The following is an 18,990-nucleotide window of genomic DNA, read 5'->3' as shown; positions in this document are numbered from 1 at the left end:
GGGCAGGCCGGTCCCGTTGCGTGAGCGTCGGGACCGTCGGATCGCAGAGAGTGACGGGACAGCTGAGATAAGGGGCTCGATATGAGTGCGTCGTCGCCGCACGGCTTCGTTGTCGTCCGGGGCCGCGGGTACCGGCCCGAACAGGTCGACGGCCGCGTGACCGAGCTGAACGCGGAACGCGAGGCCGCCTGGCACCGCACCGCGCAGCTCACCCAGCTCGCCCAGGAGCTGGCCGAGGAGGCGGAACGGCTGCGCGGTGTCGCCGCCGCACTGCCACCGCAGACCTACGAAGCGCTGGGCCCCCGCGCCCAAGGGCTCCTCGCCACCGCCGAGTCCGAGGCCACCGACGTACGGGCCGCGGCCGAGTCCGAGGCGCAGCAGCTGACCGAACGCGCCGAGGAAGAGGCCCGCGCCGTGCGCGACGCCGCCCGCGACGCGGCCTCCCGCCGCCGCGCGGACGCCGAGGCCGCCGCGACCAGGACCCTCGACGCGGCCCAGGACCGTGCTGACGAGCTGCGCTCCGAGGCGCGTGCGCAGGCCGAGAAGATCAGCCAGGACGCCTCCGAAGCGCTGCAGGAGATGTCCCGCAGGTGCGCTGTGCTCCTCACCGAACAGGAGAAGGAGCAGGCCGCCCAGGCGGACGCCTTCGAGCGGGAGCTGGCCACGAAGGAGGCCGACTTCCAGGCCTACGCCGCCGAGCTGGAGGAGCGCGGCCAGCGCGCCCTGGCCGACGCCAAGCGGGAGCACGCGGAGAGCGAGGAGGCGGCACGGCACCAGCAGGAGGACGCGGAGGCGCGCGGCGCCGAGCTGATCGCTCAGGCCCGGGTACGGGCCGAGGGGATCGAGAGGGAGACCGAACGGGTGCTGCGGGAGCACGCCGAGCGGGCCGAGGAGCTGCGGCAGCACATGGCGCACGTCCGGTCCTCGCTCGCGGCCCTCACCGGCCGCACTCCGGAAGACCCCGCCGTCCCCGCTCAGCAGTCAGCCTCAGCGGCGGACTGAGGGGGCTCCGTCCCCACCCGGTCGCAGCTCCCGGTCCGTGACGGGCGGGGGCGGTGTCACCGGTGCGGCGTACCCTGAAAGGGTCCCGGTTCGCTTGCGAACCGGGCTCTTCGTCGTGCGCGCCCAGCACGACACACCGCGCCCGCCCGGACGGAAAGCCGAAAGCGAAGCCCTCATGAGCCTGCACGGTCTGCTCGATGCCGTCACCAAGGACCCCGCGCTGGAGGAGGCCGTCCAGGCCGCAGCCGACGGCAACCGGCACCACGTCGACATCGTCGGCCCGGCGGCGGCCCGCCCCTTCGCCGTCGCAGCGCTGGCCCGCTCGGCCTCCCGGCCGGTGCTGGCGGTGACGGCGACCGGCCGGGAGGCGGAGGACCTCGGGGCCGCGCTGCGCTCCCTCCTCCCGGAGGAGGGCATCGTCGAGTACCCCTCGTGGGAGACGCTGCCGCACGAACGGCTCAGTCCCCGTTCGGACACGGTGGGCCGCCGCTTGGCGGTGCTGCGCAGGCTGGCGCACCCGGACCCGTCGGACCCGGCCACCGGCCCGGTCTCGGTCGTCGTCGCACCGATCCGCTCCGTGCTCCAGCCGCAGGTCAAGGGGCTGGGCGAGCTGGTGCCCGTCTCGCTCAAGCAGGGGCGGAGCGCCGATCTGGAGGAGGTGGTCGACGCGCTGTCGGCCGCCGCGTACGCACGCGTGGAGCTGGTGGAGAAGCGCGGGGACTTCGCGGTCCGCGGCGGCATCCTGGACGTCTTCCCGCCCACCGAGGAGCACCCGGTCCGGGTGGAGTTCTGGGGCGACGAGGTGGAGGAGATCCGCTACTTCAAGGTCGCCGACCAGCGCTCGCTGGAGATCGCGGAGCACGGGCTGTGGGCGCCGCCGTGCCGCGAGCTGCTGCTGACCGACGACGTCCGGCGGCGCGCGGCGGAGCTGGCGGAGGTCCACCCGGAGCTGCACGAGCTGCTCGGCAAGATCGCCGAGGGGATCGCGGTGGAGGGGATGGAGTCCCTGGCGCCGGTGCTGGTGGACGAGATGGAGCTGCTGCTGGACGTGCTGCCGGCCGGCAGCATGACCGTGGTGTGCGACCCGGAGCGGGTGCGTACGCGCGCGGCCGATCTGGTGGCCACCAGCCAGGAGTTCCTGCAGGCGTCCTGGGCGGCGACTGCCGGTTCGGGTGACGGAGATGGCGCCAAGGCCCCCATCGACGTGGGCGCCGCCTCGCTGCGCGGCATCGCCGAGGTGCGCGAGCACGCCCGCGAGCTGGGCATGATGTGGTGGACGGTCAGCCAATTCGCCGCGGACGCCGAGACGGAGGACGACGGGGACACCCTTCAGCTGGGCCTGCGCGCCCCCGAGTCGTACCGCGGCGACACGGCTCGTGCGCTCGCCGACACCAAGGGCTGGCTGGCCGACGGCTGGCGGTGCGTGTACGTCACCGAGGCGCACGGACCCGCGGCGCGCACCGTCGAGGTGCTGGGCGGCGAGGGGGTGCCGGCCAGGCCGGCAGGGCCCGAGCTGACGCTGGACCCGTCACTGGTGCACGTGGCGTGCGGCTCCCTCGACAACGGTTTCGTCGCCCCCGGCCTCAAGCTGGCGGTGCTGACGGAGACGGATCTGTCGGGCCAGAAGGCGGCGGGCAAGGACGGCACCCGGATGCCGGCGCGCCGCCGCAAGCAGATCGACCCGCTGACACTCCAGCCGGGCGACTACATCGTGCACGAGCAGCACGGCGTGGGCCGCTACATCGAGATGGTGCAGCGCACGGTGCAGGGCGCCACCCGCGAGTATCTGCTGGTGGAGTACGCGCCGGCCAAGCGCGGCCAGCCCGGCGACCGGCTGTTCGTGCCCACCGACCAGCTGGAGCAGATCACCAAGTACGTGGGCGGCGAGCAGCCCACCTTGCACCGGCTGGGCGGCGCGGACTGGACGAAGACCAAGGCGCGGGCCAAGAAGGCGGTCAAGGAGATCGCCGCCGACCTGATCAAGCTCTACAGCGCGCGGATGGCCGCGCCGGGGCACGCGTTCGGCGCGGACACCCCCTGGCAGCGGGAGCTGGAGGACGCGTTCCCGTACGCGGAGACGCCGGACCAGCTGACCACCATCGGCGAGGTCAAGGAGGACATGGAGAAGTCCGTCCCGATGGACCGGCTGATCTGCGGCGACGTCGGCTACGGCAAGACGGAGATCGCCGTGCGGGCCGCCTTCAAGGCGGTGCAGGACGGCAAGCAGGTGGCGGTCCTGGTGCCGACGACGCTGCTGGTGCAGCAGCACTTCTCCACGTTCACCGAGCGGTACGGCCAGTTCCCGGTCAACGTACGCGCGCTCTCCCGGTTCCAGACCGACACCGAGGCGCGGGCGACGCTGGACGGGCTGCGGGACGGCACCGTCGACGTCGTCATCGGTACCCACCGGCTCTTCTCCTCGGAGACGAAGTTCAAGGAGCTGGGCCTGGTCATCGTCGACGAGGAGCAGCGGTTCGGCGTCGAGCACAAGGAGCAGTTGAAGAAGCTGCGCGCCAACGTGGACGTGCTGACGATGTCCGCGACGCCGATCCCGCGCACCCTGGAGATGGCGGTCACCGGCATCCGCGAGATGTCCACGATCACCACGCCGCCGGAGGAGCGGCACCCGGTGCTCACCTTCGTCGGCCCGTTCGACGAGAAGCAGATCGGCGCGGCCATCCGCCGCGAGCTGCTGCGCGAGGGGCAGGTCTTCTACATCCACAACCGGGTCGAGTCCATCGACCGGGCGGCGGCGCGGCTGCGGCAGATCGTCCCGGAGGCGCGGATCGCCACCGCGCACGGGCAGATGAGCGAGCAGGCGCTGGAGCAGGTGGTGGTCGACTTCTGGGAGAAGAAGTTCGACGTGCTGGTCTCCACGACGATCGTGGAGAACGGCATCGACATCTCCAACTCCAACACCCTCATCGTCGAGCGCGGAGACACCTTCGGGCTGTCCCAGCTGCACCAGCTGCGCGGCCGGGTGGGCCGGGGCCGCGACCGCGGCTACGCCTACTTCCTCTACCCGCCGGAGAAGCCGCTCACGGAGACCGCCCACGAGCGGCTGGCCACCATCGCCCAGCACACCGAGATGGGTGCCGGTATGTATGTGGCGATGAAGGACCTGGAGATCCGCGGCGCCGGCAACCTGCTGGGCGGCGAGCAGTCCGGGCACATCGCCGGGGTCGGCTTCGACCTGTATGTCCGGATGGTCGGTGAGGCGGTCGCCGACTACCGCGCGGCCCTGGAATCCGGGGAGGCGGGCCAGGTCGAGGAGGCCCCGCTGGAGGTCAAGATCGAGCTGCCGGTCGACGCGCACGTCCCGCACGACTACGCGCCGGGCGAGCGGCTGCGGCTCCAGGCCTACCGGTCGATCGCCTCCGCCAACACGGAGGCGGACATCACCGCCGTACGGGAGGAGCTGACCGACCGCTACGGGCCGCTGCCCGAACCGGTGGAGAACCTGCTGCTGGTCGCCGGGCTGCGGATGCTGGCCCGCTCCGCGGGGGTCACGGACATCACCCTGCAGGGGAACAACGTCCGCTTCAGCCCCGTCGAGTTGCGGGAGTCGCAGGAGCTGCGGCTCAAGCGGCTGTACCCGGGTTCGGTCGTCAAGCAGACCGCCGGCCAGGTGCTGGTGCCCCGCCCCAAGCCCGCCACCCTCGGCGCGAAGCCCGTGACGGGCCGTGAGCTCCTGGCCTGGGTGGGGGAGTTCCTCACCACGATCCCGGGCGCCTGAGCAGCGGGCCGAGCCGGGCTGTCCGCCGCAGCGGAGCGCGGCGTCAGCGCACGACGCGCCCTCCTCCCACGTCCCGCCCGGCTCGTTCTGACCGCCCGGGCGGGTCGGAGCACCGCCGGTGGTAGACCACCGCACCCGGTCGTCGTTCAGTGGTCGTTCGGTGGTCACCCGGTAGGGGCAGCGGCTCAGTGCTCCTCCTCCCACTCCAGCTCGCGCTCCTCCTCCTGCTCGCGCCGGTGGGAGCGTTCACGGCTGCGGATCTGGCGGATGCGGCGCAGGACGGGGTTGCGCTCGCGCTGCTCGCGGGACTGGCGGTCCAGCTCCTCCCACAGGCGCTGGGAGCGCTTCTCCACGTCCAGCTCGTCGAGGAGGCGGTCGGCCTCGGCGAGCAGCGCGCCGTGGAGCTGCCACTGCCGGGGGTGCTCGCGGACCTTGTCGAGGAGCTGGAAGGCGACGGTGTCCCGGCTGGCGCGGCTGGCTTCCAGCTCCCGCACCAGCCGGTCCTCGGCCTGTTCCGCGCTGGCGCTGACCGGTGTGGTGATCAGTACGGCGAACGCCTCCACCGCGGCGGCCATATGGACGTACAGCTGCCGCATGCTGTCGGCGATCTCCTCGCTGAACAGCGGCTCGTCCAAGCGCTTCTTGGCCAGGTCGGTCACTGTCCGCGCGGTGGTGCGCAGCACGACGGCGCAGATCTCCAGGGCGTCCAGCCCGGTGCGCAGGACGATGCGGGACAGCAGGCCCTCGCGGACGCGCGGATTGAGCCGCAGGCTGTCCTCGGCGCGCCGCAGCTCGACATCGACCTCCACGATGTCGTGGTCGAGTTTGCGTGCCTGGTGCAGCCGGTCGGCGGCCTGGCTGACCGGGGTGAAGCCGCACACGTCCTCGCCGAGTCCCAGCAGCAGCCGGTTCATCCGGCCCGCCAGATCGATGACCGCGTCACCGGCGGGCTGCACCCACACCGGTGGGACGAACAGCACCTGGAACCCGAGTCCGACCACCGCGCCGATCAGCGTCTCCAGCACCCGGTCCCAGGCCATCTGCGCCACCTGGTTCTGGGTCACGCCCAGCACCAGCATGGCGCTGATCGCCGTCTCGGGGACGAACTCGCCGGCCTTCACGAAACGACCGATGATGAGCGCGGCGAGGATGACCACGCCCAGGCTCCACCAGGTCAGCCCGACCAGTGCGCTGAAGCCGCTGGCGACCAGCACCCCGGCCACGACCGCGTTGACACGGCGGATGCCCGTGCGCAGCGTCGTGTAGAGGGTCACCTGGGTGACCAGCAGCGCGGTGAGCGGCGCGGTCAGCGGTGCTGCCTCACTGCTGAGCTGCAGGGCGACGGCGTAGCTGATCACGGCGGCGATGGTCGACCTGGCCGTCTGGGCGACCACGGGCTCCCGGTGCCGCCGCACCAGGTTCAGCAGTGGGTCGGTGACTTCACGCACCCTGCGTCCCTCCCCGCTTTTCCTTCCGGTGCCACCACAAGAGCGCCGTAGGGGTGACGGTCGCGGTGCGGTCGGCGGCCGGGACGACTCCATCGGCCCCGGGTCACCCGGTCCTCCCGGTCCATGCCGGCCCGGCGGACCACACCGGACGGCCCCGCCGCGCCCCGAACCACCGCCGAGGGGTCGGCCGCGTGTACCGATGAACGGGAGAGCTACCCAACTGCTCCCGAATCGTTGGTCGATTTGATGTCGAACCGGTGGTCATGGACCCGTTCGACTCCCTACCATCGATCATCGCCAGGTCGTGCGAGGACGCGCGACCCTCGCCGCCGCCGGGAGGCCCCATGGAAAGCCGTCACCGCAGGTCCGCGCTCACCCTTTCCGCCGTCGCGGCACTGGTTGCCGCGGTACCGCTGCTCACCGCGTGCGGCAACGACGCGCACCCGGGCGCGGCAGCGCTGGTGAAGGGCGACCGGATCAGCATGGCGCAGCTCCAGTCCCGGGTCGGCGCCGTACGGGACGCGCAGCGCGACGCCCCGCAGGGCGAGCAGATGATCAAGCAGAGCGGCAAGCTGACCCGGGCGACGCTCGACGGGATGATCCGCGAGCGCATCGTCGAACAGGCGGCCGAGGACGCGGGAGTGGGTGTCAGCCGCCGCGAGGTCCAGCGGGTCCGCTCGCAGCTGGAGGAGCAGGCGGGCGGCAGCAAGCAGCTGGAGGCGGCGCTGCTGCGGCAGCAGAGCGTCGCGCCCGACGAGATCGACAACCGCATCCGCATGCAGCTGCTCGTCGAGAAGATCGCCGATGCCAAGGGCATCGACCCGATGTCGCCGAACGGCAACCAGCAGCTGACCGCGGAGCTGTCCAAGGTCTCCAAGCGCATGAACATCGATGTGAACCCGCGCTACGGCAGCTGGGACGCGGACCGCTCCACCCTCACCGGGGCGAAGACCCCGTGGCTGCGCGATGTGACCGGCGAGGCGGCGGAGCGCGGCCGGCAGATGTAGCCGGCCGGCACATGCCGTCGGGCCCTCGGGCCGTCCGGTGCCCTGGGAGCACTCGCCGCTCCCAGGGCCGTCCGGGTTAGGTTCGTAGGGTGAACGAGATCCCCGAGACCGGCCGTGTCGTCCTGCTCACCACCACCCACCGGGTGGCGCCCGGACTGCTGTCCTGGCCCGCCTGGGAAGCGCTGCGCACCGCCGATCGGGTGGTGTGCGCCGACCCGGCGCATCCGCAGCTGCCCTATGTGCGGGACGCGGGCGTCAAGGCGGAGGCAGGCGTCGAGCTGGACGCGCGGGCGCTGGTGGAGGAGTGCGCTCAAGGCGGCGGCCGGTCGGTCGTCGTACTCGCCACCGCCGAGGGCGAGCCCGCACTCACCGACGGTCTCGCCCGGCTGGCGGGCTCGGGACGGGTGGCCATGCCGGACCTGGAGCTGCTGCCGGGCTCCTACGACCTGCCCGGCGCCCGGCTGCTGGACGCCGTGCAGGTGATGGACCGGATCCGCCGCGAGTGCCCGTGGAGCGCGCTGCGCACCCACGAGGACCTGCTCAAGTACGGCGTCGAGGAGGTCTACGAGCTCATCGACGCCATCGAACGCGGCGACCGCGCCGAACTGCGCGAGGAACTCGGCGACGTACTGCTCCAGGTGGTCTTCCACGCCCGTATCGCCCAAGACGACCCCGACGAGCCGTTCGGCATCGACGATGTGGCCGGCACCCTGGTGGAGAAGCTGGTGCACCGTCACCCGCACGTCTTCGGCGACGACGTCGCCGAGACCGCGGCCGAGGTCGAGACGCACTGGCAGCGCCGTAAGGCCCTGGAGAAGAGCGACCGGTCCTCGGTGACCGAGGGCATCCCGCTGGGCCAGCCCGCGCTCTCCCTCGCCGCGAAGCTCGCCGGCCGCGCCCGTACGGCCGGTCTCCCCGCCCCCTCGCCGGAGTCCCCCGGCGAGGGAGTGGGCTACGCACTGCTGGCGCTGGCCGCCCAGGCCGAGCGGGAGGGCGTCGACCCGGAAGCGGCGCTGCGCGCCGCCGCCCGCGAGTACCGCGACCTGATCCAGCAGCGGGAGCAACGAGCGCAACCGCAGCCGGAACCGCCGGACCACGCCTGAGACCGCCTCAGCCTGGTCCCCCCGTGGTCGGGAGGTGACGGTGCCTTATGGCAGCCGCACGGGGACCGGGTTGTCCGGGGTGTCGAGCCACACGCATTGACCGTGCGGCGTGACAGTGAGCCCGTACCGCTCGAATCGCGGCTCACCCTGATCGCGCCACCAGGACATGACCGCCTCGGCCTCACTCCACAGGTGGCGCGGCCCGTACTCGGCGACCTCGAACTCGGTGCGCCCGGGTTCGTGGTCGGCCGTCGCCCAGGACGTGCCGCCCATGTCGAGCAGCCACAGCCGATAGGCACCGTCCTCGCCCCACTCCACGCGACAGAACATGTCCGGCACCTGCACTCCGAGCGTGAACATGTGATGCCAGGCGCCCATGTCATCCGGAGAGAGAGCCGTCGTGCGCCGGGACGCCGTACTCGGCCAGCTCCCCGCACCCGGAAACGCGTTCGTCGGCGGGAACGTGTCGCGCTGGTCACGTAGCCGCATGAACGCCGAGGACATCACGAACGAGCCCATGGCGACCCCGTCCTCACCGACCGTGAGCCGCACGATCGCCTGCCCGCCGTAGGGCGGCCCCCACGGGGCGACGATCACGGCCCCTGCCCGGGTCTGCTCGACCCACGCGTACGGCACGGTGGAGACCCCGCACGTGGCGACGATCCGGTCGTACGGTGCCCCGTCCGCGTACCCCTGCGCTCCGTCGCCGACGACGGACAACGGCGCGAGGCCGAATGCGGTGAACCGGCGCCGCGCCTCCTCGGCGACGGCCGGATCGACCTCGACCGTCACGACGTTGCCCGGGCCGAGACGGTACGCGAGAAGGGCCGCGTTCCAGCCCGTTCCCGTGCCGATCTCCAACACCCGGCTACCGTGTTCCACGCTCAGGGCGTCGAGCATCGAGAACACCATCTTGGGCATGGAGCTGGACGAGGTCGGAGAGCGGCCCTTGTCGGTGCCGGTGTGCGCGCCGTCGTCCCATTGCGTCGTGAGGGGAACGTCGCTGTAGACCTTCCCCCACCACCTCGCCGGGTCCGTGTTCCGGTCGATCATCTCGCCCTGCCGGTTGCCGCCCGCCGTGCCCGGCCACAACCGATCGGGCACGAACGCATCACGCGGCACAGCCTTGAACGCGGGCATCCAATCCGACGTGAGTGCAGCCTTCTCCAGCAGCACGGAGGCCAGCCTTCCCGGACCGGCCTCCTCCGCGCTGGGCGTTTCAGCGGTCACCTACTTGCCGTCCGCCGGTCCCTGGCCGTCCGAGGTGTTGCCCCCCTCGTCGGAGCCGCCGCCCCCGTGCTTGTTGCCGGAGTCGCTGTCATCCTGCGGATTTCCGCCGTCCGCTCGCGACATCCACGCAGTTGCGTCCACTGTGTACCTCCTGATCGGCCGTGCTCGTGTGGTGCTTCAAAATCCGCCTCGGCCGAGCGACGATCCATCGGGTGCGGCCGAGGCGGAGCCTACTCGGGCGCCGCTGAGCGGGCGTCCGATTCGCAGCGGAACACCGGGTCGATGACGTGCAGGAAACCGCCGACCTTCTCGACGCTCCGCGCGACCTCGTCGTACTCCTGCGCAATGGACGAGATCATCGAGCGCCGGGGCGTGAGTACCGCGCCTGCGTCCTCCTTCTCGACCAGTTCGACGGCGCGCGCCAGCCCTTCGCGCCCCTCCGGGGGGAGCAGGCCGACGCGGTCCTCGACCACATCCGCGATCTCCCAGCCGAACGCCGAGGCGTACTCGGTGCACTCCTTGCGCGGCCCCGCGATGTCGGAGTTCGCCGCCGCGCACAGGTAGATCACGACGCGGAAGCGGTCGACCTTCGTCGCACGGGTGGGCACGGGGCCCTCGCCGGGCACATGACCGGCCGCGTGGTCCGCGAGGGCCTGCCGCCGCTTGTTCTCACCCTCGGTTCTCCGGGCCGCAGACGGCCCTCTCTCGCGTCCCTGCTCGGTGCTGACCATGAGTAGATCGTGTCGCGCCGATCACACATGGTGAAGAGATGCAGCGTAGGCCCGACGGAACTTGTTCCGGGCCGACTCCTACGCTCGGTAGGCGTTATGCGACCAAGGGGACGCCGATCAATTCGCTGATGTGTCGAACGCGCGCCGTCGAGACCTTCGCGATGCGCCGGCCGATGACGCCCGGCAACGCCTGATGCCTCACCCACTCCGGCGCGTCGAGACCGACCTCGACCAGTGTGTCGCCGGCCTTGTCGTACAGGCCGGCCGAGCACTGCGCGAGGGCGACGTCGAGCTTGTATCGGTTGCGGGCGAGCTTGGGCATGGAGGGGGGCAGTTCCGTGCGCGCCGCCAGTTGCAGCGCCCTTCCGTGATTCCCGAGTGCCACAGCGATTCCAACGGCCTCGGTGCTCGCGGCAGTGGGGCCGAAATGCGTGCCGTACACCGCTTCGTCCCCGCCGAGCCGAGCAGCTGCCGCATGGGCTTGCGACAGATAGTCGTCCGCGGATACGGAATCGCCCCGTCGGGAGGCGGCTACGGCAGCCGAGATCATCAGCCGCCCGTACGCGAGCAACCGGGGACGGGCGGCACGACTGAATGAGGGTTCGATCCGCAGTGCTGCCTGCTCAGCAACCGTAACCGCCCGTGGAACCCGTGCGCTCCGCAGATAGATCCATGACAGCGTGGACTCCATGAGCGCGCTCAACACCTCGTCGCCGGAACTCTCCGCCAATTGACGCGCGGAGGTGAGGGCACTCAAAGAGAGGTCACGCTGTCCCAGGAGGAGCGCGGCGGACGAAGCGAACTGGTACGTGCTTGCGAGGAGCGAACCCAGACGCTCACGCTCGTGTCCCGTGGCGTGCGCGTACCGTGCCTGGCCTTCGAGCAGCACCTTGGAGACGAGTTCGCTCAACTCACCGTACGAGCCCCGCCAGTAAGCGGCACTCACGTGGTCGTGCGCCCTCGACAGTTCGCTGAGCGAACTGGGCTCCGCCACGCCTTCCCACCCGCCGAGCGCGCTGTCGTGCACCGCGTCGGAGAGCCGCCGTACAGCAGCCCTGGTGTCCCTGCTCATACCGCGGCGCGGTGCTTGCTGGCCGAGGACCACGGCAACATCCGTACGGAGCGCACCGGCTAGCTTGAGCAGGGAGCCGACGGACAGTTCGCCGCGGTCCTGCTCGGCTTTCTGCACCAGCGCGTACGAGACGCCGGCGGCCTCGGCGAGTTCCTGCTGTGTCAGATCGGAGCCTCGAAGAGCCTTGATGCGCTTACCAGTCGTCAGATCAGCCCAGTCGCTCACGTGTGCACCTCAGCAGGTTCGGGCGTGGTGGCGTCACTTCCGATGGTAGGGCCGTTCGGGCAGCCGCCCGTGTCGAACGGCGTACGGCAGCGCCCCCGGCGGAAAACGGCCGGGGGCCGCCATCCGGGCCCGAGGGCGCACGTCGTTGCTGGTCAGGGTCACTGACCAGCTGAGGCGCAAGAAAAGCCGATGCCGTCGAGGATGTCGTGTTCGCTGACCACGACCTCCTCGGCGCCGATCCGCTCCATGATGGTCAGCAGTACCAGGGCGCCCGCGTTGATGACGTCGACGCGGCCCGGGTGCATGACCGGGATGGCGGCGCGCTCGTCGTGGGTCGCGGTCAGCAGCCGGTCGGTGAGCTCGCGGACCCGGGACCGGGGGATGCGGGTGTGGTGGATGCGGGACGAGTCGTAGGCGTCCAGGTCCAGGGCGATGCCGCCCAGGGTGGTGACCGTGCCCGCCAGGCCCACCAGGGTGCGGGTCCGCTCCAGCGGTACGGTGCGGGCCACCTCGTCCAGTGCGGCCGACACATCGGCGCGGATCGCGTCCACCTGCGCCTCGGTCGGGGTCTCGGTGAGTGCGCCGTCCACGGTCAGATGGCGCTCGGTCAGCCGCACGCAGCCGATGTCGACGCTGCGGGCTGCCTCGACGCCCTCGGTGCCCAGTACGAACTCGGTGGAGCCGCCGCCGATGTCCACCACCAGGTAGGGCGGTGCGAAGGTGCCGGTGGACAGTTCCTTGGTGGCGCCGGTGAAGGAGAAGTCCGCCTCCTGGTCGCCGGTGATCACCTCGGGCTCCACGCCGAGGATGTCCAGCACGCCGCTGACGAACTCCTCCCGGTTCTCCGCGTCCCGGGACGCGGAGGTGGCGACGAAGCGGGTGCGCTCGGGCGGTACCCCGAAGGAGGCGATGACCTCGGCGTACCGGCGGCATGCCGCGAACGTCCGCTCCAGCGCCTCGGGTGCCAGCCGCCCGGTGCGGTCCACACCCTGCCCCAGCCGGACGATCTCCATCCGGCGGTCCAGATCCGTCAGCGCAACCGCCTCCCCCGCGCCGGAGGCGCTCTCGGACACGGTGAGATCCGCCACCAGCAGGCGGATGGAGTTGGTGCCGCAGTCGATCGCGGCCACCCGGCTCGTCGTCATGCCCGGCCCTCCGCCGTCTCTTGGGGGATCGTCACGCATGGGCCCTTGCGCCACCACTCGGGCAGCATCGCCAGTGCCTCGTCGCCCAGCGGATTGACGCCGGGGCCGGCGACCAGCGAGTGCGCGACCAGCACGTGCAGGCACTTGACGCGGTCGGGCATGCCGCCCGCGCTGGGGAAGCCGACCAGCTCCTCGATGGCGTCACGGCGCGCCAGATAGTCCTCGTGCGCGGCCCGGTAGGCGTCGGCCAGCTCCGGGTCCTCGCCCAGCCGGGCCGTCATCTCCTTCATCACGCCGTTCGCCTCCAGCGTCCCGATGGCGGAGGCGGCGCGGGGGCAGGTGAGGTAGTAGGTGGTGGGGAACGGCGTACCGTCCTCCAGCCGGGGCGCCGTCTCCACCACGTCGGGCAGCCCGCAGGGGCATCGGTGGGCGATGGTGCGCAGCCCGCGCGGCGGGCGGCCGAGCTGCTCCTTGAAGGCCGCGATGTCCGCGTCGGTGGGCGGCGTCGGCTCGGTCCGGGGCGGTGGGGTGTCCATGGGTGAGGTGCTCGTCGCTTCGCTTCGTCTCGTCGGGGGAGGGTGGCCGGGGGCCTATTCGGCCCGGTCCGCGCTGTCCACACCGTCCCACAGGTTCTGGTACCAGGCCCGGTCGGCGGGCCCGTGGGGGCGGGGGCGGCGGACGTCGGCCGTGCCGTCCCGCATGATGTAGCCGGTCTCGCCGGGCCGTACGAAGTGCAGGTGCTTCCGGGCCTGCTGCTCCACATACGCGGGGTCCTGCCAGCGCGCCCGCTGCTCGCGCAGCCGTTCGACCGCGGCCCGCGCGTGCTCGGCCTGCTCGCGCTGGTCGGCGATCTCGGAGCGCTGGGTGACGTACTGCCGCGTCGGGTAGGCGAGCGCCACGACGAGGGAGCACAGCACCAGGGCGAGCAGCGCGGCACGTCCGGTGAGCCGCCCCTTGCGCGGGGTGCGTACCGTTCTGCCCTGCGCCCGGTACACCCGCTCGGCGGCCTGGGCGCTGAGGGCGCGCAGGCGCGTCGCGGTGGAGAAACGGTCCCGGTCCGCTCCCATACCTCTCCCCTGCGGGTGATACCTGCGGTGCCGTACCCCCTCGGTCCCGAGGCGGGTACGGCACCGTCAGCCGGCCGACTGCTCAGCGCTTGTAGCGCGGGAAGGCCGAACGACCGGCGTAGACAGCCGCGTCGTCCAGGATCTCCTCGATCCGCAGCAGCTGGTTGTACTTGGCCACGCGCTCGGAGCGGGCCGGGGCACCGGACTTGATCTGACCGCAGTTGACCGCGACGGCCAGGTCGGCGATCGTCACGTCCTCGGTCTCACCCGAACGGTGCGACATCATGCACTTGAAGCCGTTGCGCTGCGCCAGCTCCACCGCGTCCAGCGTCTCGGTCAGCGAGCCGATCTGGTTGACCTTGACCAGCAGCGCGTTGGCGGCGCCCTCCTCGATACCGCGGGCCAGCCGCTCCGGGTTGGTGACGAACAGGTCGTCGCCCACCAGCTGGACCTTGTCGCCCAGCTTGTCGGTGATGGTCTTCCAGCCCGCCCAGTCGTCCTCGAACAGCGGGTCCTCGATGGAGACCAGCGGGTAGTCGGCGACGAGCTGCTCGTAGTACTCGGTCATCTCGGCGGCCGAGCGCTTCTGGCCCTCGAACGCGTAGGCGCCCTCCTCGTAGAACTCGGAGGCGGCCACGTCCAGCGCCAGCGCGATGTCCTGGCCGGCGTTGTAACCGGCCTTCTCGATGGCCTCGATGATCAGGTCGAGGGCCTCCCGGTTCGAGCCCAGGTTCGGTGCGAACCCGCCCTCGTCGCCCAGACCGGTGGCCAGACCGCGCTCCTTGAGCACGCCCTTGAGCGCGTGGTAGACCTCCGCGCCCCAGCGCAGCGCCTCGGAGAACGACTCCGCGCCGATCGGCGCGATCATGAACTCCTGGATGTCGACGTTCGAGTCCGCGTGCGAGCCGCCGTTGAGGATGTTCATCATCGGCACCGGCAGCTGGTGCGCGTTCGGACCGCCCAGGTAGCGGAACAGCGGCAGGTCGGACGCCTCGGAAGCGGCGTGCGCGACGGCGAGCGAGACGCCGAGGATGGCGTTGGCGCCCAGCGAGGACTTGTCGGCCGTGGCGTCCAGGTCGAACATCGCCTGGTCGATCAGGCGCTGCTCGGTGGCGTCGTAGCCGACCAGCTCCGGGCCGATCTGCTCGATGACGGCGAGGACGGCCTTCTCGACGCCCTTCCCCTTGTAGCGCGCGGTGTCACCGTCACGCAGTTCGAGCGCCTCGAAGGCGCCGGTCGAGGCGCCGGACGGTACGGCAGCACGGCCGGTGCTGCCGTCGTCGAGGCCGACCTCGACCTCGACGGTGGGGTTGCCTCGCGAGTCGAGGATCTCGCGGGCTACGACGACGTCGATGGACGGCACGAGGTTTCTCCTTCGTCTGGGACGACTTTCTCCGCCCCGAGCCTAACCGTCCCACCCAGCCCACCCGCGCGGCTGTCCCGTTTCCTCCCCGGGTGTCCCGTCCCGGGGCCCTCGTCCCGCACCGCCGACGGCGCGAGGGCGGGGGTCAGGCGGGGGTCAGAGCGTGAGGTGCCGGCCGGGGCGGAGGAGGTCGGGGTCGTCGCCGATCACTTCGCGGTTCCGCTCGTAGAGCGCGACCCAGCCGCCCTCGACGTCGTGCTCGGCGGCGATCCGGGAGAGGGAGTCGCCGGGCTGGACGGTGACCCGGTGCTTGCCGCCGCCTCCGGCCCGGTCGCGGTCCTCGCCGCGCGAGGCGCGGTCCTCGCCGCGCTCGTCGTCGGCGGGGCGCCCGCGGTGCTTGCCCTTGCCGGACCCGGCAGGCTTCCCGGCCTCCTCCGGCTTCTCGGCCCGCTCGGAGGGGGACTTGAGCCGGTCCGGGCTCGAAGGCCCCAGGTCCGACCAGCCGGACGACCCGGAGTCGGAGGTGTCGTCGTCGGACCCGCCGTCATCCGACGGCGGCTGCGGCGACGTCGAGGCCCCGTCCCCGGGTGTGTCGGAGGGCTTGTCCGACGGCGCCTGGCTCGCGTCGTCGCTCGGCTCGGCGTCCGGCGACGGCTTCGCCTCCGGAGAGCCCTTGCCGGGCTTTTCGCTCTTCTCGCCCTTTCCGGGCTCGTCCGATTCGCCGTCCTGCCGCGACTTGCCGCTTCCGCCGGACCCGTCGGCCGCGTCGCTCTCCTCGGACGGGGACGGCGAGGGGGACGGCGTCCCGGGAGGAGTCGGCGTCGCGTCCGGCTTCGCGTCCTGCTCGGCGTCGGGATCCACCCCGGGCAGCTCCAGGTCGTCCCCGCACTGCGGGAACGCCCGGGGACCCTCGGCCTCCAGGATCTTCTCGCCGACGGCTATCTGCTGGCTGCGGCTGGCCAGATCCGGCCGCTCGGCGTAGATCGTGCCGCCGTAGTACTTCCAGGTGTCCAGGTCCAGCTGGAGTCCGCCGTAGTACCCGTTCGAGTCGTTGGCGCTCCAGGCGCCGCCGCTTTCGCAGTCCGCGACGCGGTCCCAGGTGCCGGCGTCGGCAGCCTGGGCGCCGGTGGCGCCGAGCAGCGGAATTGCGATCCCGGCACCTGTGACCCCGGCGGTGACGAAGAGAGCGGGGGCCTGGCGGGGGCGGCGATGCCGACCGTTCCCGGAGCGCATGGTTGACCTCTCGTGGGAGACAAGCGGGCGGACGACCGAAGTCGGTGACAACGGTCGATGACCGAAGTCGGTGACCGAACGTAGCTGCGAACGCCGACAGTCACAAGCCAATGTCGTCCACATCACGCCACGGTCACATAAGTGATGCGCCGTCACATCGCCCTCACGTACGCCGGTCACCGGCCGTCGGCGGCGGTGAACTCCACCGGCAGCCTCCGCAGCCCGCGCATGATCAGTCCGCCGCGCCAGCGCAACTCCTCCGGATCGGCGGACAGCCGCAGATCGGGAAGCCGGTGCAGCAGTGTGGCCAGCGCCGTCTGTCCCTCCAGCCGGGCGAGCGGCGCGCCCAGGCAGTAGTGGATACCGTGTCCGTATCCGAGGTGCTGGTTCTCCTGCCGGGTCAGGTCCAAGGCGTCGGGGTCCGTGAACTTGGCGGGGTCGCGGTCGGCCGCCGCCAGGACGACCAGCACCGGTTCCCCCTCCCGCACCCGCTGTCCGCCGACGGTCAGCTCGCGGGTGGCGAAGCGCCAGGTCGCCAGCTCGACGGGGCCGTCGTAGCGCAGCAGTTCCTCCACGGCACCGGCGAGCAGCCCCTCGTCGCCCTCGGCGACGGCCTGCTGGAGCACGGCCCGCTGCCCGGGGTGGCGCAGCAGCGCGTACATACCGTTCCCGATCAGGTTGACGGTCGTCTCGAACCCGGCGAACAGCAGGATGAACGCCATCGCGGCGGCCTCGTTCTCGGTCAGGTGCTCACCGTGGTCGGAGGCGCGGATGAGGCCCGAGATCAGGTCGCCCGACAACAGCGCGTCCCCGCCCTCGGCGCGGGCCGCCTCGGCACGGCCGTCGGCGCGGGCCAGTTCGGCGCGCTTGCGGTGGATCAACTCGGCGAGATAGCCGCGCATCCGCTTGACCGCGCGGCCCACACCGCCGCGCGGACTGCCGGGCTGATGGATCATCATGCCCGCCCAGGTGCGGAAGTCCTCCTGGTCCTCGCGCGGTACGCCGAGCATGTCGCAGATGGCGTAGATCGGCAGCGGAAAGGCGTACTCGTGGATCAGGTCGGCCTCGCCGCGTGTCGCGAAGGAGTCGATGAGGCCGTCCGCGAGCTCCCGCACCCGGGGCGCGAAGGCGGCGACCCGGCGCGGGGTGAACGCCTTGGAGACCAGACGGCGCAGCCGGGTGTGGTCGGGCGGGTCGATGTTGAGCAGATGCGTCATCAGGTTCGCGCTGCGCTCGCCCGGGATGCCGACCTTGCCCTTGCCGTGTGCGCCCCGCTCCCCGTGGTGGTGCGGGTTCTTGCTCAGTCGCGGGTCGGCGAGGGCCTGCCGCGCGTCGGCGTACCGGGTCACCAGCCACGCCTCCACCCCGCTGGGCAGCTGCGTCTTGCGTACCGGTGCGTGCTCGCGCAGCCAGGCGTACGCGGGATAGGGGTCCGCCGCGAACCGCCAGTCGAACAGCGGCGGCATGGGCGGGGCGGAGGCGGACCCGGGGGCGGGCGCGGGGGTGGCGGCGGAAGCGGAGTCGGAGTCGTTCGGGTGGTGCACGTCTACGACGGTATGCGTCGGCGACGGCGGGCGCTCAGGACGGTTCGCGCTCCAGCCAGCCTGCCGTGATGAGGTACTGGCCCAGCAGATACCCCGCCATGATCAGCACCTCCTGGGAGGGGAATTCGTGCCCGGCGGCCTGGAGGCCGATCAGCGCGTCGGAGGCGATGAAGGACACCGCACCGGTGGCGACCTTGCCGCCCACCCCGAGCGCCGCGGCACCCATGGCCGCGAGCGCGAGGCTGTAGCCGGCCACCGGCAGTCGCAGCCGGCGCTCCAGCGTGGGTGCGAGCACCGCGTTGACGGCCCCCCACGCGGCGAAGGCCGCGACGGCGCGCCTGGGGCGGGCACGCAGCCCGCGTACGGCGCCGAGCCGGGCGGTCATACCCGCGGTGTAGCTGAGCTGGGTGCCGAGGAAGGCGGCCATCCCGGTCAGCAGCGCGCGGTGGTGGCGGTCCCAGAGCAGGGCGGTGTCGCCGGCGGTGGCGCAGGCGAGGCCGGCGAGCAGCGCGGCGGGAGGGCGGCCGGGCCGCGCGCTGCGGCGGGCGTACGTCGCGAGGGCCGGCATCAGCAGGGGCTTGGCCGCGCGTGCCGGGCCCCGCGGGGACTTCGCGGTGGCGTACAGGTCGGCGGCGGCCAGCGCGGCGAACGCGACGAGGGCCGTCGCCTCGCCGCCGGGGCTGTCCGTCTTGGGGCCCGCGCTCGTGGTGGCACTGCTCGCACTCGTGGCCGCGCTGCCCGGTCCCGTGGCCTTGGTGATCGCCATTCGGGCAGTGTTACCGGTGGGTAGAGTCCCGTCAACCCTGCGTACGGTTGGTTCCGGTGCGAGGCTCCAGGGGTCCTGCGGCTCTCACTTGAGCGGGGCGTCTCTCTGCTGATAGGTGTAGGCGAGGCCTCACAAGGGCTTGAGAAACGTACCGGCACACCAGTTACGTGAAATGTTTCACATGGGAAAGTGCCCGGTGAGCCCCGGTTTCCGGGTTGGAACGCAGGGTTCCGGATGTGCCCTCGCCGCCTCGGCCCTCCGCCGTCCGGTCGGTCGGACGGCAACGACTCGGCCGTCCGCGCGCGGTCTACTCGCTAC

Annotated in this window: 16 protein-coding genes; 4 read left to right on the top strand and 12 right to left on the bottom strand. The window is 71.8% G+C overall.

Translation table 11 applies throughout. The features are described from left to right. The first annotated feature begins 81 nt into the window (after positions 1–81). Both JW613_RS15050 and mfd read left to right on the top strand, forming a co-directional pair. Complete coding sequence (locus tag JW613_RS15050; protein WP_209211321.1) at positions 82–1,002, top strand: coiled-coil domain-containing protein; 921 nt, start codon at positions 82–84, stop codon at positions 1,000–1,002. A gap of 175 nt (positions 1,003–1,177) precedes the next feature. Next, positions 1,178–4,738 (top strand): transcription-repair coupling factor, encoded by a 3,561-nt coding sequence (mfd, locus tag JW613_RS15045; protein WP_209211320.1) that lies wholly within the window; start codon positions 1,178–1,180, stop codon positions 4,736–4,738. A gap of 185 nt (positions 4,739–4,923) precedes the next feature. Here mfd and JW613_RS15040 read toward each other — a convergent pair whose 3' ends face one another. Beyond that, positions 4,924–6,186, bottom strand: coding sequence for an FUSC family protein (locus tag JW613_RS15040; RefSeq protein WP_209211319.1), 1,263 nt, complete (start codon positions 6,184–6,186; stop codon positions 4,924–4,926). Between the two features lie 344 nt (positions 6,187–6,530). Between JW613_RS15040 and JW613_RS15035 the strand changes: the two genes are divergently transcribed. Together JW613_RS15035 and JW613_RS15030 are read left to right on the top strand one after the other, a co-directional pair. Further along, the gene (locus tag JW613_RS15035; protein WP_209211318.1) at positions 6,531–7,193 is read left to right on the top strand and encodes a SurA N-terminal domain-containing protein; all 663 of its coding nucleotides are present in this window, start codon (positions 6,531–6,533) and stop codon (positions 7,191–7,193) included. Positions 7,194–7,282: 89 nt separating this feature from the next. Beyond that, entirely contained in the window at positions 7,283–8,296 is a 1,014-nt protein-coding gene (locus JW613_RS15030; protein ID WP_209211317.1) for a nucleoside triphosphate pyrophosphohydrolase, read from the top strand. 45 nt (positions 8,297–8,341) lie between these two features. On the opposite strand, the gene JW613_RS15025 is transcribed toward JW613_RS15030, so the two are convergent. From JW613_RS15025 to JW613_RS14975, 11 genes are all read right to left on the bottom strand, one after another. Further along, positions 8,342–9,472, bottom strand: a complete 1,131-nt coding sequence (locus JW613_RS15025) for a methyltransferase domain-containing protein (RefSeq protein WP_209211495.1) — start codon at positions 9,470–9,472, stop codon at positions 8,342–8,344. Positions 9,473–9,526: 54 nt separating this feature from the next. Then, positions 9,527–9,667: a hypothetical protein gene (locus JW613_RS15020; protein WP_209211514.1), complete on the bottom strand. Its 141-nt coding sequence runs from the start codon at positions 9,665–9,667 to the stop codon at positions 9,527–9,529. Between the two features lie 89 nt (positions 9,668–9,756). Then, positions 9,757–10,257 carry a recombinase family protein gene (locus JW613_RS15015; protein ID WP_209211316.1) on the bottom strand — a complete coding sequence of 167 codons (501 nt, stop codon included), beginning with the start codon at positions 10,255–10,257 and terminating at the stop codon, positions 9,757–9,759. A 94-nt stretch (positions 10,258–10,351) separates the two neighbouring features. After that, the gene (locus JW613_RS15010; RefSeq protein WP_209211315.1) at positions 10,352–11,554 is read right to left on the bottom strand and encodes a helix-turn-helix domain-containing protein; all 1,203 of its coding nucleotides are present in this window, start codon (positions 11,552–11,554) and stop codon (positions 10,352–10,354) included. Positions 11,555–11,712: 158 nt separating this feature from the next. Next, entirely contained in the window at positions 11,713–12,699 is a 987-nt protein-coding gene (locus tag JW613_RS15005) for a Ppx/GppA phosphatase family protein (RefSeq protein ID WP_209211314.1), read from the bottom strand. Then, on the bottom strand, positions 12,696–13,235 hold the full coding sequence (locus JW613_RS15000) for a DUF501 domain-containing protein (RefSeq protein ID WP_209211313.1): 540 nt from the start codon (positions 13,233–13,235) through the stop codon (positions 12,696–12,698). The genes JW613_RS15005 and JW613_RS15000 overlap by 4 nt, the downstream gene beginning before the upstream one ends. Positions 13,236–13,289: 54 nt before the next feature. Continuing rightward, positions 13,290–13,766, bottom strand: a complete 477-nt coding sequence (locus tag JW613_RS14995; RefSeq protein ID WP_099881701.1) for an FtsB family cell division protein — start codon at positions 13,764–13,766, stop codon at positions 13,290–13,292. 82 nt (positions 13,767–13,848) lie between these two features. Beyond that, complete coding sequence (gene eno / locus JW613_RS14990; RefSeq protein WP_209211312.1) at positions 13,849–15,129, bottom strand: phosphopyruvate hydratase; 1,281 nt, start codon at positions 15,127–15,129, stop codon at positions 13,849–13,851. A 156-nt stretch (positions 15,130–15,285) separates the two neighbouring features. After that, the gene (locus JW613_RS14985; RefSeq protein WP_209211311.1) at positions 15,286–16,362 is read right to left on the bottom strand and encodes a LysM peptidoglycan-binding domain-containing protein; all 1,077 of its coding nucleotides are present in this window, start codon (positions 16,360–16,362) and stop codon (positions 15,286–15,288) included. Positions 16,363–16,538: 176 nt separating this feature from the next. Beyond that, entirely contained in the window at positions 16,539–17,828 is a 1,290-nt protein-coding gene (locus JW613_RS14980) for a cytochrome P450 family protein (protein WP_209211494.1), read from the bottom strand. 112 nt (positions 17,829–17,940) lie between these two features. After that, positions 17,941–18,672, bottom strand: a complete 732-nt coding sequence (locus JW613_RS14975; protein ID WP_209211310.1) for a lysoplasmalogenase family protein — start codon at positions 18,670–18,672, stop codon at positions 17,941–17,943. Positions 18,673–18,990: the final 318 nt, after the last annotated feature.

It is taken from the genome of Streptomyces smyrnaeus, from assembly GCF_017676345.1.
Lineage (GTDB): Bacteria > Actinomycetota > Actinomycetes > Streptomycetales > Streptomycetaceae > Streptomyces > Streptomyces smyrnaeus.
This window is presented reverse-complemented; position numbering and strand designations above follow the sequence as displayed.

Bases quoted from the DNA above. Each gene is read 5' to 3' on its own strand.
- JW613_RS15050 (WP_209211321.1), top strand. From the start codon at position 82: ATGAGTGCGTCGTCGCCGCACGGCTTCGTTGTCGTCCGGGGCCGCGGG.
- mfd (WP_209211320.1), top strand. From the start codon at position 1,178: ATGAGCCTGCACGGTCTGCTCGATGCCGTCACCAAGGACCCCGCGCTG.
- JW613_RS15035 (WP_209211318.1), top strand. From the start codon at position 6,531: ATGGAAAGCCGTCACCGCAGGTCCGCGCTCACCCTTTCCGCCGTCGCG.
- JW613_RS15015 (WP_209211316.1), bottom strand. From the start codon at position 10,257: ATGGTCAGCACCGAGCAGGGACGCGAGAGAGGGCCGTCTGCGGCCCGG.
- JW613_RS15005 (WP_209211314.1), bottom strand. From the start codon at position 12,699: ATGACGACGAGCCGGGTGGCCGCGATCGACTGCGGCACCAACTCCATC.
- JW613_RS15000 (WP_209211313.1), bottom strand. From the start codon at position 13,235: ATGGACACCCCACCGCCCCGGACCGAGCCGACGCCGCCCACCGACGCG.
- JW613_RS14995 (WP_099881701.1), bottom strand. From the start codon at position 13,766: ATGGGAGCGGACCGGGACCGTTTCTCCACCGCGACGCGCCTGCGCGCC.
- JW613_RS14985 (WP_209211311.1), bottom strand. From the start codon at position 16,362: ATGCGCTCCGGGAACGGTCGGCATCGCCGCCCCCGCCAGGCCCCCGCT.
- JW613_RS14980 (WP_209211494.1), bottom strand. From the start codon at position 17,828: ATGCCGCCGCTGTTCGACTGGCGGTTCGCGGCGGACCCCTATCCCGCG.
- JW613_RS14975 (WP_209211310.1), bottom strand. From the start codon at position 18,672: ATGGCGATCACCAAGGCCACGGGACCGGGCAGCGCGGCCACGAGTGCG.